At 73.1% G+C, this 13,027-nt stretch carries 13 protein-coding genes; 5 read left to right on the top strand and 8 right to left on the bottom strand.

From position 1 onward, the window contains the following. Positions 1-41: 41 nt before the first annotated feature. From GA0070609_RS07015 to GA0070609_RS33800, 3 genes are all read left to right on the top strand, one after another. Positions 42-1,307 carry an MFS transporter gene (locus GA0070609_RS07015; RefSeq protein WP_088993055.1) on the top strand — a complete coding sequence of 422 codons (1,266 nt, stop codon included), beginning with the start codon at positions 42-44 and terminating at the stop codon, positions 1,305-1,307. A 151-nt stretch (positions 1,308-1,458) separates the two neighbouring features. Further along, positions 1,459-2,235 carry a nucleotidyltransferase domain-containing protein gene (locus GA0070609_RS07010; protein ID WP_088993054.1) on the top strand — a complete coding sequence of 259 codons (777 nt, stop codon included), beginning with the start codon at positions 1,459-1,461 and terminating at the stop codon, positions 2,233-2,235. A gap of 205 nt (positions 2,236-2,440) precedes the next feature. Beyond that, positions 2,441-3,886, top strand: a complete 1,446-nt coding sequence (locus GA0070609_RS33800; RefSeq protein WP_197700222.1) for a PKD domain-containing protein — start codon at positions 2,441-2,443, stop codon at positions 3,884-3,886. Between the two features lie 56 nt (positions 3,887-3,942). Here GA0070609_RS33800 and GA0070609_RS07000 read toward each other — a convergent pair whose 3' ends face one another. The 4 genes from GA0070609_RS07000 to pdxR all read right to left on the bottom strand — a co-directional run bounded on the left by GA0070609_RS07000 (position 3,943) and on the right by pdxR (position 7,752). After that, a complete protein-coding gene (locus GA0070609_RS07000; RefSeq protein WP_088993052.1) occupies positions 3,943-4,989 on the bottom strand; it encodes a DUF4132 domain-containing protein in 1,047 nt (348 codons plus the stop codon). Between the two features lie 169 nt (positions 4,990-5,158). Further along, a complete protein-coding gene (locus GA0070609_RS06995) occupies positions 5,159-5,680 on the bottom strand; it encodes a GNAT family N-acetyltransferase (RefSeq protein ID WP_088993051.1) in 522 nt (173 codons plus the stop codon). 40 nt (positions 5,681-5,720) lie between these two features. Continuing rightward, the gene (locus tag GA0070609_RS06990) at positions 5,721-6,182 is read right to left on the bottom strand and encodes a VOC family protein (protein ID WP_088993050.1); all 462 of its coding nucleotides are present in this window, start codon (positions 6,180-6,182) and stop codon (positions 5,721-5,723) included. A gap of 154 nt (positions 6,183-6,336) precedes the next feature. Continuing rightward, positions 6,337-7,752 (bottom strand): MocR-like pyridoxine biosynthesis transcription factor PdxR, encoded by a 1,416-nt coding sequence (pdxR, locus tag GA0070609_RS06985; RefSeq protein ID WP_088993049.1) that lies wholly within the window; start codon positions 7,750-7,752, stop codon positions 6,337-6,339. Between the two features lie 192 nt (positions 7,753-7,944). Here pdxR and GA0070609_RS06980 point away from each other — a divergent pair, with 192 nt between their 5' ends. Next, positions 7,945-8,556: a dihydrofolate reductase family protein gene (locus tag GA0070609_RS06980; protein WP_088993048.1), complete on the top strand. Its 612-nt coding sequence runs from the start codon at positions 7,945-7,947 to the stop codon at positions 8,554-8,556. A 74-nt stretch (positions 8,557-8,630) separates the two neighbouring features. On the opposite strand, the gene GA0070609_RS06975 is transcribed toward GA0070609_RS06980, so the two are convergent. Then, on the bottom strand, positions 8,631-9,920 hold the full coding sequence (locus tag GA0070609_RS06975; protein ID WP_088993047.1) for a D-alanyl-D-alanine carboxypeptidase family protein: 1,290 nt from the start codon (positions 9,918-9,920) through the stop codon (positions 8,631-8,633). Between the two features lie 81 nt (positions 9,921-10,001). After that, on the bottom strand, positions 10,002-10,904 hold the full coding sequence (gene bla, locus GA0070609_RS06970) for a class A beta-lactamase (RefSeq protein WP_088993046.1): 903 nt from the start codon (positions 10,902-10,904) through the stop codon (positions 10,002-10,004). Positions 10,905-11,200: 296 nt separating this feature from the next. Between bla and GA0070609_RS06965 the strand changes: the two genes are divergently transcribed. Next, positions 11,201-11,617, top strand: coding sequence for a DUF6234 family protein (locus GA0070609_RS06965; protein ID WP_088993045.1), 417 nt, complete (start codon positions 11,201-11,203; stop codon positions 11,615-11,617). A gap of 53 nt (positions 11,618-11,670) precedes the next feature. Here GA0070609_RS06965 and GA0070609_RS06960 read toward each other — a convergent pair whose 3' ends face one another. Both GA0070609_RS06960 and GA0070609_RS06955 read right to left on the bottom strand, forming a co-directional pair. Next, the gene (locus tag GA0070609_RS06960) at positions 11,671-12,189 is read right to left on the bottom strand and encodes a hypothetical protein (RefSeq protein ID WP_157748071.1); all 519 of its coding nucleotides are present in this window, start codon (positions 12,187-12,189) and stop codon (positions 11,671-11,673) included. Positions 12,190-12,234: 45 nt separating this feature from the next. Next, a complete protein-coding gene (locus GA0070609_RS06955; protein ID WP_088993043.1) occupies positions 12,235-13,026 on the bottom strand; it encodes an SDR family oxidoreductase in 792 nt (263 codons plus the stop codon). Position 13,027: the final 1 nt, after the last annotated feature.

Here is a 13,027-nt window from a genome sequence, read left to right as displayed (position 1 = left end):
CCGCCCCGCCCGGCCGGCGGGTGCCCGATACCCTCGCCGGCATGAACGCGGTCCGGCCTCCCCTGTGGCGTGACCGCAACTTCGGCACGTACTGGGTCGCGCAGTCGCTCTCCGCCGCCGGCGACGCGTTCGCCTACCTGGCGGTGCCGCTGCTCGTGCTGCACGCCACCGGATCGGTCGCCCAGATGGGCCTGCTCACCGCGGTCGCCGGTGCCGCCTCCGTCGGCGCGGGCGTCTTCGGCGGCGTCCTGGTCGACCGGTACGACCGGCGCACCCTGATGATCGCCGCCGACCTGGCCCGGCTGATCCTCTACAGCCTCATCCCGCTGGCCTGGCTCGCCGGCCCGCAGGTCTGGCTGCTCTTCGTCGTCCTGCCGATCTGCGAAGCCGCCGGCATGGTGTTCCAGGTCGCCGCGGTCACCGCCGTCCGCAACCTGGTCGACCGCGACCGGATCACCGAGGCCAACGGCCGCCTACAGGCAACCTACGCGCTGGCCGCCGTGGGTGGGCCGCTGCTCGCCGGCGTGGTGTCCGCCCAGTTCGGCCCGACGGCGGCCATCGCCATCAACGCGGCCAGCTTCGCCCTGTCGGCCGCCGGCCTCTGGCTGGTTCGACTCCGCAAGGCCGACGACGGTGCGGCGACCGCCAGCACCGGGCGGCTCGCCGAGTTCCTGGCCGGCGCCCGGTTCCTCTGGCGTCAGCCCGTGCTGCGCTCGCTGACCGTGCTGCTGTCGGTCTTCATCTTCCTGACGTACGGCTTCACCGACGTGCTCGTCTACCACGTCAAGCACGACCTCGGCGGCTCCGACCGCACCGTCGGCATCGTGCTCGGCCTGGCGGCGTTGGGCACCATCGCCGGGGCGCTGCTGGTCGCGCCGCTGCGCCGCCGGCGCGGCTTCGGCGTCACCTGGGTCGGCGCCCTCTCCACCTGCGGCCTGGCCATCGTGGGCATCGGCCTGGTCGGGAACGTGCCCGCCGTCACCGTGCTCACCGCGGTGTACCTGTGCGGTGTCAGCGTGGGCGGGATCTGCTCCATGTCGTTGCGCCAGGAGATCACGCCCGACCACCTGCTCGGCCGGGTCACCTCGGCGTTCTGGAGCACGCACTACTCGCTCGGGCCGGCCGGTGCGGCCGTGCTGACCTGGGCCGCCGGCCGGTACGGCGTCACCGCTGTCGCCCTGGTCGCGGGCACCGGCTGCCTGCTGGTGGCGATCAGCGGGCTGTTCACGCCGATCCGCCGGGCCGGCTCGGAGCCGGCCGCCCACGAGCCGGCCCTCGCGCCGGCCGTCTCCCGCGAAGCCGCCTGACCCCAGCCGACCACCCGCCCGGTGCAGGTCCCGATCGTCCCGTCCGGCGCGACCAGGCTGACCACCATGCACCTGTCCTTCCGCGGGCACACCCGCCCGTGACCCGCCGGGTGCACCGCGAGGCCGCCGAGCCGTTGCTACGGTCGGTCGCGTGATCGAGGAGCTGACCCGCCGGTACCTCGACGCGGTCGATCAGGCCCTGCCCGGCTACGTCAGCAGCCTCTACGTCGTCGGCTCCGCCGCCCTCGGCGCCTGGCAGGCCCGCGCCAGTGACGTCGACACGGTGATCCTGACCTCGCGTCCGGCAACGGACGACGACCTCGTCCGGCTCGCCAAGGTGCATGCCGGGATGCCCCGGCCACCCCACCTCGACGGGGTCTACCTCGACCCCGCGGTGGCCCGCTCCTGGCCGACCGACCGGCCGGTCGTGCCCTTCGTGGTCGACGGTGAACTCCGGACCGACCAGCCCTGCGGCGAGCTGACACCCGTGCTGTGGCTGACCCTGCGGCGGTACGGCATCCCGGTCCGCGGCCCGGCCGCCGCGGAGCTGGGAATCCGGGTCGACCCGGAGCAGCTGCGCCGCTACAACCTCGACAACCTGCGGGAGTACTGGCAGCGGCGCGCCGCCACCTTCCCGACCGAACTGGCCGAGGTGGCCCCCGACATGATCGTGGACCCGGGGATCGTGACCTGGTTCGTGCTGGGCCCGGCGCGCTCGCACTACACGCTGACCCACGACGACGTCATCTCGAAGGCCACGGCCGGCGTATACCTCGCCCAACTCTTCCCCGAGTACGCCGACCTCGCGCACCGGGCCGTCCGCTGGCGCGCGGGCGCGGCGGAACAGTTCACCGCCACCGACCTGGCCGCCGCCGGCGACAGTGTGCACGCGGTGGCCGACGACGCCTGGCGTCGCTTCGACGACTGACCCGCGACCGGCCAGCTGGCGGAGGACCGCCGACACCGGGTCACGGTCCGGCTGCCCTTTAGCACCCCCTTAGCGACCCGTTAACCGCCGCGCCGCGAGACTTCGTACTCCATCGATGCGCTTTCACACCCCGACCCGAGAGCGCAGGCATCCCGCCCGTTGCCCCACAGCGCCGGGTGGAACTCGGAGACGAGGAGGATCCGCAGTGGTCAGACGAACTGCCGCACGGCTCGCCGTCGCGGTCACGGGGGCGATCGCTCTGGTGGTCGGGACACAGACCGCGGCCGTCGCCGCACCCACCAACGACGACTACTCCGCCGCCATCGCGGTGGAGTCGCTTCCCTTCACCACCACCATCGACACCAGCGCCGCCACGTCGGACGAGACCGACCCGACCGGCTGCTACAACAACGGATCAGTGTGGTTCAGCTTCACCCCGACCCGCGACATGCGCATCCAGGCCGACACCATCGGCAGCGACTACGACACCGCGCTGTCCGCCTGGACCGGCGACCAGGGCTCGCTCACCCAGGTGGCCTGCAACGACAACTACTACAGCCAGCACTCGCGGGTCGCCCTCGCCGTGACCGCCGGCACCACCTACCGCTTCATGGCCGGATACTGCTGCGGCAACGGTCGCGACGGGGGCGGCTCACTCCGATTCTCGATCACCGAGGTCCGCCCGCCGGCGAACGACGACTTCGCCGGCGCGATCCCGGTCGGCGCCCTGCCGTACGCGAACACGCAGGACTACCAGGCAGCCACCCCGGAGACCGGCGAGCCGTCGTCCTGCTTCACCCCGACGACGACGGCCTGGTACTCGTACACGGCGACGACCACCGGCTCGGTCACCGCCCGGACCGACCCGGGCTACGCCGGCATCGCCGTCTACACCGGCACCTCGCTGGCCAACCTGGCCCGGGTCGGCTGCAGCGAGGTCTACAGCTACCGGCCGCTGACCTTCCGGGCGGAGGCGGGCCGGACGTACCTGTTCCAGGTCGCGGCGGCCGGCATCAACCAGCACACCTTCCAGCTCGACGTCGCGCCGCCGCCCACCGTCGAGTTCTACTACTACCCGGACGAGCCCAGCTCGTTCGACGCTATCCCGTTCAGCAGTTCGGTCGGTGACTACGCGGCGGGAGGAGGCATCTCGTCCTACGCCTGGGACTTCGGTGACGGAACGACCTCCACCGAAGCGAACCCGGTCCACCGGCTGCCGGCCGACGGCGACTACCCGGTCCGACTGACGGTGGGCACGCCCGACGGACGGAGCGCGTCCGTCGCCCACGTGGTCCGGGTACGCACCCACGACGTCGCGATCGTCGGGCTGACGGCGCCCGCGAAGGCGCGGGTCGGGCAGAGCATCACGGTCGAGGTCGACGTCCGGAACACCCGGTACGAGGAGACCGTGCAGGTGTCGCTCTACCGGAGCACCGCGTCGGGGGGCTACGACCTGATCGGGTCGTCCACCAAGCCGGTCCCGGTCAAGGACACCGGCAAGACCACCCGCTTCTCGTTCACCTACACCGTCACCAGCGCGGATCTCGCCCTCGGGAAGCTCACGCTCCGGGCCACGGCCGATCCGAGCCCGAACCGGGACGCCCTCCTGGTGGACAACGAACTGATCTCCACTCCGATCGTCATCAGGTGAGCCGGGCGGCGTCCCGGGGGCCCCCGGGACGCCGCCGGCCACAGCCCGACCGGTGGTCAGCGGGCGGCGCGCAGCTGGGCCACGATCAACGGGTCGGTGATCCGGGCGTCCTCGGCGAGCAGGAACGCCTTGCTGAGGATCAGCGCCAGCCGGTCGTCCTCGAACGGCAGGAAGACCGACTCCTGCGGTCCGCGCCGGGCCGGCACGATGCAGAGGTACGTGTTGGCCGGCTCCATCAGGATGTTCCCGCTGCCCAGGTGGATCCGGTAGGTGTTCAGCTGTCCCCGTACGACGAGATGCCGCTCGGTCAGCTCGCACCGGTCGGCGAGCTTCGTCCGCGGGATGATCCGCTCCAGCGCGGCCCGCCGGGTCTGCGCCGTCGCCGTCAGCTCGGCGTGGCTCGCCTGGCGCCAGTAGTCGGCGTGGAGGTCGTCGCCGCAGTCCATCCAGTGTGGATCGGCGGCGATCGAGGTCACCGACACGAACAGGTCCACGTCGCGCAGGGCCTCGCTGAGCACGATGGCCGGCACGTCGGCCAGCGGCGCGGTGCGCCAGGCGCCGCCGGCCCGGCGATCGAACCACACCCGGTCGGTGCTGGCGCACTCCACGCCGTCCGGCTGTTCGTCGCGGTAGTCGTGCCGGAACCCGACCCGCCAGGCCCCGCCGGGCAGCACCCGGTACGCGTCGTCGGTGTCCCCGCCGTCCCACGGCCCGAGCCGGGAACACGTCCAGCCGCGGCCCCGCATCAGCGCGTACAGCTGCCGGTAGTGGACGATGTGCGCGGCGAACCGGTTGGAGTAGGTCTCCGTCTGCTGTTCGGCCGGCGTCAGCAGGTAGACCTCCCGGAACGCCTGCTTGAACGGCTGCCGCAGCTCGCGGTCGGTGAGCTCGTCGCGCCAGCGCCGGATCTCCTCGACCGACGCGTGCAGCGGGTGCCACAGGCGGATCGCGACGTCCGGGTCGGGCTCGGGCACGGCGGTGCCGTCCAGTTCCGCGAACCCGTCGCCGGTGGGCAGCACCGGCCGCCACCGGCCGGAAGGGTCCGGCACCTCCCAGATCAGGCGCCGCACCACGCTCCACCCGAGACCGACTCCAGATGCCACGCGCCCTGCTCGCGACCCGAGGTCGTCTCATCGACGATGCCAATCATCACCACGGCGGGCAGCGTGCCAGACCGGGCCGACACTTCTTCGCGTCCAGTCCCGGGCCCGGCCGCCACGACTCCTCCTCCGGAAGTCCACAGTGGAGCGTGAGGCGCTCGCTGACCAGCCGTCAGAGGTCGATCCAGTAACGCCGGGCCGGGCCGAACCTGGTTTCCCCGACGCCTTCGAGCACGCCGCCGCACCGCTCGATCGTCCTCGCCGAAGCGGCGTTGTCGACCGCGCAGACCGCCAGCACCCGCTCCAGGCCCAGCGTCCGCGCCTCCGCCAGCATCCGGCCCAGCGCCCAGGTGGCCAGGCCACGGCGGCGCGCGGACGGCCGGATGCCGTACCCGATGTGCCCGGCCCACCGCACGTAGTCGCTGCTGCCGTGCCGCAGCGCGATCCCGCCGAGCACCCGGTCGTGCTCCACGATCCACCGATAGGTGCAGGGCACCCTGCCGGCGCCCAGCGGCTTCGCCGGATCCGAGTGGTCCAGCAGCCGGCCGACCCACCCGGCGAAGCCGGCCGGCGAGGTCACGTCGTCGGAGGGATCCAGCCCGAAGCCGTCCTCGTGCTGCCCGGGGCCCCACTCCGCGTGTGCCTCCAACCAGGCGGTGTGCAGGTGGGCGGTGGGCGCGATCAGTTCGGGCACCCGGCAACGGTACCGCCAGGGAGGACCCGCGCCGACCGGGTCAGTCCAGGCAGAACTCGTTGCCCTCGGGGTCGGCCATCACGATGTGGCCGGCGCCCAGCGGCGGCTCGGGCTCGTGACGGCGGAGACGCTTCGCGCCCAGCGCGACCAGCCGGTCGCACTCGCGCTCTAGCGCCGCCATCCGCTCCTCTCCCGCCAGGCCGGGCGCGGCCCGGACGTCGAGGTGGACGCGGTTCTTGGCGACCTTGTCCTCCGGGACCTGCTGGAAGAACAGTCGCGGGCCGTGCCCGTCCGGGTCCTCGATCGCCGATCTGGTGTTGCGCTGCTCCTCGGGTACGCCGATCCGCGCGAGGAAGTCGTCCCACGCGGCCAGCGGGTCGGCGCCCTCGGGCAGGTCGACGCCGGGCGGGGCGGGGTGGACGTAGCCGAGCACCTCGCACCAGAAGGAGGACAGCGCCCGCGGGTCGTGGGCGTCGAAGGTGACCTGGATGTGGCGGCTCATCGGGTTGCTCCGTCCATGGTGGGTTTCGGTTGCGGGTGGAGGTCGGGCGACAGGCCGACCTCCAGACCGGTGGTGGATCCGGTGCGGCACCGGCGCGGTCGAGGTGACCGGCCATGGAGTCACTGTGGCAGGTCTGCCGGACAGGATCGGTCCGCTATCGGCGATCCGGTGTGGTGTGCAGGAGGTCGGCGATGATGCTGATGCCCTCGGATATGGCGTCCGGGGTGAGGTTGCCGAAGCCCAGGACGAGCTGTGGCGCGCGTGGCGGCGCGACCATGCGGTAGCGGCTCATGGCGTGGAGGCCGACGGATCGGCGGCGGGCGGCCTCGACGATGGCGTGCTCATCGGCGCCGGCGGGTAGGTGAGCGACGGCGTGGAGACCGGCGGCCAGGCCGCGAAGCTCGATGTCGGGTGCGTGTTGCCGTAGCGCTTGCACGAGCGCGCTACGGCGGGCGGCGTAGCGGCGGCGCAGGTGGCGCAGATGGCGGTCGTACCGCCCGCTGCCCAGTAGTTCGGCGAGGGCCAGCTGGTCGATGACGGGTGAGCCGCGGTCGGCGAGCTGCTTGTGCCGGGCGACGGCCGCCGCCAGGTGTGGCGGGCTGAGGGCCCAGCCAAGCCGCAGCGCCGGTGCCAGTGACTTGCTGACCGAGCCGAGTAGCGCGACCCGGTCGGGGGCGAGGCCCTGCACGGCGCCAACCGGTTCACGGTCGTACCGGAACTCGGCGTCATAGTCGTCCTCGATGATCGTGGCATCGCGGGCGGCGGCCCAGGCGACGACGGCGTGTCGTCGTTCGGGGGCCAGCACGACTCCGGTGGGCGACTGGTGCGCCGGGGTGAGGATCACGGCGCGCGCGTCGGTCGCGGCGAGGGCGTCGACGTCGATGCCGTGGTCATCGACGGGTACGGGGACGACCGTCAGACCCAGCATCGTGGCGATGGCGTGGTGGTCTGGGTCACCGGGGTCCTCGACGGCGACCGTCCGTACGCCCTCGTCGCCCAGGACGCGCAGGAGCAGTTGCAGGCCTTGCGCGAATCCGGCGCAGACAACGAGGTGATCCGGGTCGGCGGCGGCGCCGCGGACCCGCCGAAGGTGGGCGGCGAGCCCGTCGCGCAGCACCGGGTCGCCGTATGGATCGGGGTAGCCGAGGGCTTCGGCGGGCGCATGACGGCAGGCGCGGCGCACGGCGCGGGCCCACTCGTCGCGGGGAAAGCTCGACAGGTCCGGCACGCCGGGCCGGAAGTCGATTCTGGTCGGTGCGCTGTGGGTGGCGTGCGTCGACCTGGCGCCCAGTGGGTGGGCGGTCGCGGCGACCCGGGTGGCCGAGCCGGGGACGGCGGCGAGGTAGCCCTCGGCGTGCAGTTGGGCGTAGCACTCGGTGACCAGACCGCGCGAGACGGCAAGGTCCCTGGCCAGCATGCGCGACGACGGAAGGCGGTCGCCAGCGCGCAGCCGGCCGGCGCGGACAGCCTCCCGCAGGGCACGTTCAAGCTGGTCGCGGAGCGGTTCCGGGCTGGTCCGGTCAACCCGCAGAGGCAGTTCGGGACCCAAACTGGTCCGCTCCGTCGGCATGAAACTGGACCTTACTGCCGGACCGGTCGCCGCTCTAGCGTCCGATCATGGTGCAGCCCTCGCCGGCCGCATCGGCGAACATGGTGGAGAAGAGGTCCCTGATCACCGTCCTCGTATCCGCGTGGCGCCACAGGCACGCCGGTCTCGCCGGCGGCCAGGCATGACCGACCAACGAAGAACAAGGAGGACGCGATGGGACACACCCTGCTGACCATGAGCGTGTCGGTGGACGGCTTCGCCGCCGGACCGGACATCACCGTCGATCAGCCGATGGGCAGGGGTGGCGAGCGGTTGCACGAATGGCTGTTCCACGGTGACGCCGACCGGGCCGTAGCCGCCGACGGCGTCTCCACGGCCGGCGTCGACGCCGAGCAGGCGCGGGACGTGTTCACCACGACCGGAGCCGTGGTGATCGGCAGACGCACCTTCGAGGTCGGGGTCGATCTGTGGCAGGACACCCCGTTCCCGGTGCCGTGCTTCGTGCTCACCCACGAACCACGCGAGGAGCTGGTCATGAAGAGCGCCTCGTTCACGTTCATCACCGACGGCATCGACAATGCGCTCCGCCTGGCACGACAGGCGGCGGGTGACCGCAACGTCCTGATCATGGGCGGACCCACCACCGCCGGGCAGTTCGTTCGTCACCGGCTCGTGGACGAGATCCGGCTCCAACTGGTACCAGTCCTGCTCGGCAACGGGACCCGACTGTTCGACCACCTGGACACCGGCCACATCGAACTCGAAACGACCGCCGTGATCGAATCACCGCACGTCACCCACCTGCGCTACCGGATCAAGAAATAGACCTCAGCCCGCCAGCGGCCAACTCCCTGCTGGGCGAGGACGCGTCGCTGGTGGAGGACCGTCCAGGTCGCGGGTCAGCGGTGGTGCCGGATGCGGTCCCAGGTGCTCGGCGGCTCCAGCCCTTCGCCGGTGCGCAGGGCGGTGGTGACCGCAGCGCCGTCGCCGGCGGCCGCGGTGAGCCGGCCGTGCCCGGCGCCGGCCGGCAGTCGCGCGGGTACGGCCGGGAGGTCGAGGTCCAGCCGGACCGGCATGCCGGGCCAGCCCAGCACGGTCAGATCCTCGGTGGCGTTGATCGTGGTGCCGGCGCCGAGTGGTCCGCGTACCGTCGCGACCTGATCGCCGGCCCGGACGACCGCGTGCTCCCCGATCGCCTTGGCCGCGGTGCGGACCAGCGGGCGGGTCGCCCGGAACACCCGGTCCAGCTGTACGGGGGTGTTGGCGCCGGGCTGCCCGAGAACGGCGCCGACGATGGTGAGCTTCCGCCCGCCGACGGTGACGACGGCGGCGAAGACCAGACACCCGCCGGCCTCGTCGGTGGAGCCGGTCTTGATCCCGACGATGCCGTCCTTGCCGACCAGGGAGTTGTAGTTCATCACGGTGCCGGCGACCGGCAGGGTGGCCGTCCGCTGCGCCACGATCTCGGCGAACGCCGGCAGTTCCATCGCCTTGCGGGCCAGGATCACCTGGTCGACGGCGGTGCTCACGGTGCCCGGGTCGAGCCCGGCCGGGTCGGTGTAGTGGGTGTCTGCCATGCCGAGCGCGGCGGCGGTGTCGTTCATCTTGTCGACGAACGCCTCGACGCTGCCGGCGTCCCAGGCGGCCAGGATCCGCGCCATGTTGTTCGCCGACGGGAGCAGCACCGCCTGCAACGCCTGCCGTTCGGTGAAGACCGCGCCCGCGACCACCGGCACCAGGGACTCCCCGCGCGCCAGTTCCCTCGGGTACGCGGCGGCCTGCGCCGCGCTGACGGTGAGCCGCGGTCCGGGCTCGCCCCGGTCGAGGGGGTGCTCGGTGAGGATGACGTAGGCGGTCATCACCTTGGCCACGCTCGCGATCGGCACCGGGTCGCTGCCGCCCGACGTGCCGAGGGAGCCCAGCCCGTCCACCGTGAGGGCGGCCTGTCCCCGCTGCGGCCACGGGATCGTCGGGGCGGTGCCGGGGATGACCGTGGACGCGGGCAGGGTGCGGGTGACCGTCGGCTCCGGCAAGGGGCGGCGCAGCGGCTCGACCGCGACCAGCGAGGTGCCGGCCAGCAGCACGGTCAGCAGGCCGGTGGTGAGCAGCCAGCGGCCGCGGGCGCGTTGCCGGCCCGGCGGTGGTGGGGGAACCGGCCCGGTCACCCGGGCCGTGGCGGAGTAGGTCATCTGGTGTCTCCCCGTGCGGCGCGCCCGGCGCGCTGGTGTGGTGTCACTGGTCTGGTTGGGCGGGGTGCGGGTGCCGGCCGCTCAGGTGAGGGTGGCCACCACGTAGGCGGCGGCCTCGGCGATGAGTGCCTGATCGTACGCGGCGTCGCGGGTGGCCTTGCTGGACATGATCGAGATGACCAGCGGCGCCGAGCCCGGTGGCCAGACCAGGGCGATGTCGTTGAGGGTGCCGTAGTCGCCGGTGCCGGTCTTGTCGGCCACGGTCCAGCCCTTCGGTACGCCGGCCCGGACGCGTCGGGCGCCCGCGCCGGTGGCGTTGCGTTCCAGCAGGCCGCGGAGGAAGGCGCGCTTGTCGGGTGGCAGGGCGTCGCCCAGCACGATCTGCTGGTAGTCGGCGCCGATGGCGCGGGGTGACGTGGTGTCGCGGGGGTCGCCGGGGATGGCGGTCACGATGTCCGGCTCGATGCGGTCCATCCGGGTGACCGGGTCGCCCAGGCCGCGCAGGTACGCGGTCAGTCGGGCCGGGCCGCCGAGGTCGCGCAGCAGGAGGTTGCCGGCGGTGCCGTCGCTGTAGCGGACCGCGGCGTCGCAGAGCTGGCGGATCGTCATCCCGGTGGCGACGTGCCGCCGGGTGATGGCGGAGCTCTTCATCAGGTCGTGCTCGGTGTACCGGACGACCGTGTCCAGGTGGGACAGCGGGTTGGCGTGCAGCACGGCCGCCGCGGCCAGGCCCTTGAAGGTGGAGCAGAACGCGAACCGTTCGTCGGCCCGGTGGGCGATCGTCGTGCCGGTGCCGGTGGCGAGGGCGTACACGCCGAGGCGCGCGTCGTACCGGCGCTCCAGCTCGGTCAGCCGGTGGTGTGGGTGGTCTGGCGGGGTGGCGGCGGGGCTGGCCGTGGCAGGTGCGGTGGTGGCGGAAGCGGCTTCGGTGGGGCCGGCCGCGGGGGTGGTGGCGCAGCCGGCGACGGGTAGCGCGGCCGCCATCGCCAGGAAGGCGCGGCGAGTGGTGGTCGGTCGTGGTGAGCCGTCGCGGGTTTCCGGTTGGAGCAGCCGTTCGGAGGGCCTGGTCGAGGTTTCCATCGTCGGGTACACGCGCGACCCGCTCGGGCCGGTTGCATCCGGCGGCGGACGAGGAGCCGCCGGCGCCCCCGTGTGACCGGCAGCACATCCGTTGCTCAGGCATCGCCATCCGACGATTCTGAGAGGACGCGGTGTCGTGCCGGTCGGGCTGGGTACCGGCACTCAGGCGGGCCGGCGGTGAGCGACCCTATCGTCGCGCCATGACGTCGACCGCCACGTCCCGCTGGGCTCCGACCACCGTCGCTCTCCTCACGCTGGCCTGGGTGGTCGCAGTACTCGCGACGCTGTGGTGGTGGTTCGGCATCGGCCTGGCGGGCTGGGCGGACCAGCACTCCGGCCAAGGAACCCGGTCGGCGGAACGGGAAGCAGCCCGGGCGACGCTGCTGCTGGCCCTGGTGGCGGTGGGCGGGCCGATCGTCGTCGCCGTCGCCGCGTTCACCGGTCGCCTGGTCCGCACCGGAGCGGTCTGCCTGGCAGTGGCGATCGTGCTCGGCGCGCTCGTCGCGCCGGTGGCCGCGGACGCGTACCGCATGCAGAACCCGCCACCTCCCCCGCCACCGGCGCCCACCGTCTGTCAGGAGCGCAGCGGCGGTGACACCCGCTGCCCGGGTGGCTGAGGCGGCCGTGGAAGCAGCCGCGACCGGGGCGACACCGCGCCGGCCGGCCGGACTCAGCGATCCGTGACCGCGGCGGGCGACTCGTCCCAGGTCCACAGCGAGCGCAGCGCGATCCCGTCGTGCCCCGACAGGGTGCGGTTGGTGGCCAGGTAGCGGGCGGCGAGCTGGCCGAGGGACTTGCGTTCCTCGCGGAACTCCGCGCGGGTCCACCGGCGGGCCATCGCGCGTTCCCACAACCGGTCGACCTCGCGGTCGAGGTCGGGCACCAGCGCGGTGCTGGCCGGCGACCCGACCAGCAGCACCGCGTACATCGCGCTGTTCCAGGCGATCGTCGCCTCCCGGTAGTCCGCCATCGCCGCCGCCGCCTCGTCGCCGCGCTTGTCCTCCAGGTACGCCAGGTTCATCAACCGCCGCACCAGGGACTGCAACGCCGACAGCAGGTCGATGGCGGCCTTCAGCTCCGCGTCCCGTTGCCACCGGCGGCGTTCATGGCGGACGGTCGCCAGCGCCACCAGCAGACCACCGGCGATAGCGAGCACCCCTCCGACGAGTGAACCGAGGACAGCCTCCATGGGGTGCAGTGTGCCGTCGTGACACAAGCCGGGGCGGTGGGCGCCTCAGCCGCGCAGCCGGCGGACGAGTTTGCGCAGGCCGGCCTGCCAGCCGTCGGGGTCCTCGGCGCGGCGGCGGGCGTACCCGGCGACCTCGGGGTGCGGCAGGATGAGGAACCGCTCCTCGGCCAGCCCGGCGATCACCGCGTCCGCCACCTGGTCCGGGCTGAGCACCGCCCCGGAGGCGGCGATCACCCGCGCCCCCAGGTGCCCGGCGGCCAGCCCGTCGGCGAGCATCGGGGTGTCCACCCCCTGCGGGCAGAGCGCGCTGACCCGCAGGCCCTGGTCGCGGTAGGTGACCGCGAGCCATTCGGCGAAGCCGACCGCGGCATGCTTGGTGGCGGTGTACGGGGCGTCGCCGACAGCGGTCAGCACGCCCGCCGCCGAGCAGGTGGCCAGCAGGTAGCCGCCACCCCGGGCCAGCATCCCGGGCAGCACCGCCCGGGCGGCGTAGACGTGGGCGAGCACGTTCACCCGCCAGGCGCGGTCCCAGTCGGCGTCGGGTAGTTCCACTCCCCCGCCGGTGGCCACGCCCGCGTTGGCGCAGAACAGGTCGATCCGGCCGTACCGCCGCTCGGTGTCGGCGACCAGCGCGCGGACCTGCTCCTCGTCGGTGACGTCGACGGCCGCGGCGTGGGCGACCGGGCCGATGCCGGCGGCGGCCGCGTCGGCGGCGTCGGCGTCGAGGTCGGCCACCACCACGGCGGCGGCGCCCTCGGCGGCGAACCGGCGGGCCAGCGCGGAGCCGATCCCGCCGGCCCCACCGGTGATCACGGCGATCCGGTCGGTCAGGTTCACC

The organism is Micromonospora echinaurantiaca (assembly GCF_900090235.1).
Classification (GTDB): domain Bacteria; phylum Actinomycetota; class Actinomycetes; order Mycobacteriales; family Micromonosporaceae; genus Micromonospora; species Micromonospora echinaurantiaca.
Note: the sequence above shows the minus strand (reverse complement) of the source record. Positions and strands in the feature narration are given on the sequence as shown.

What these genes read in the sequence shown, in the direction of transcription:
- GA0070609_RS07015 (WP_088993055.1), top strand. Translation starts at nt 42, where the DNA reads ATGAACGCGGTCCGGCCTCCCCTGTGGCGTGACCGCAACTTCGGCACG.
- GA0070609_RS06990 (WP_088993050.1), bottom strand. Translation starts at nt 6,182, where the DNA reads ATGAGCCGCCACATCCAGGTCACCTTCGACGCCCACGACCCGCGGGCG.
- pdxR (WP_088993049.1), bottom strand. Translation starts at nt 7,752, where the DNA reads ATGCCGACGGAGCGGACCAGTTTGGGTCCCGAACTGCCTCTGCGGGTT.
- GA0070609_RS06980 (WP_088993048.1), top strand. Translation starts at nt 7,945, where the DNA reads ATGGGACACACCCTGCTGACCATGAGCGTGTCGGTGGACGGCTTCGCC.
- GA0070609_RS06975 (WP_088993047.1), bottom strand. Translation starts at nt 9,920, where the DNA reads ATGACCTACTCCGCCACGGCCCGGGTGACCGGGCCGGTTCCCCCACCA.
- bla (WP_088993046.1), bottom strand. Translation starts at nt 10,904, where the DNA reads ATGGCGGCCGCGCTACCCGTCGCCGGCTGCGCCACCACCCCCGCGGCC.
- GA0070609_RS06965 (WP_088993045.1), top strand. Translation starts at nt 11,201, where the DNA reads ATGACGTCGACCGCCACGTCCCGCTGGGCTCCGACCACCGTCGCTCTC.
- GA0070609_RS06960 (WP_157748071.1), bottom strand. Translation starts at nt 12,189, where the DNA reads ATGGAGGCTGTCCTCGGTTCACTCGTCGGAGGGGTGCTCGCTATCGCC.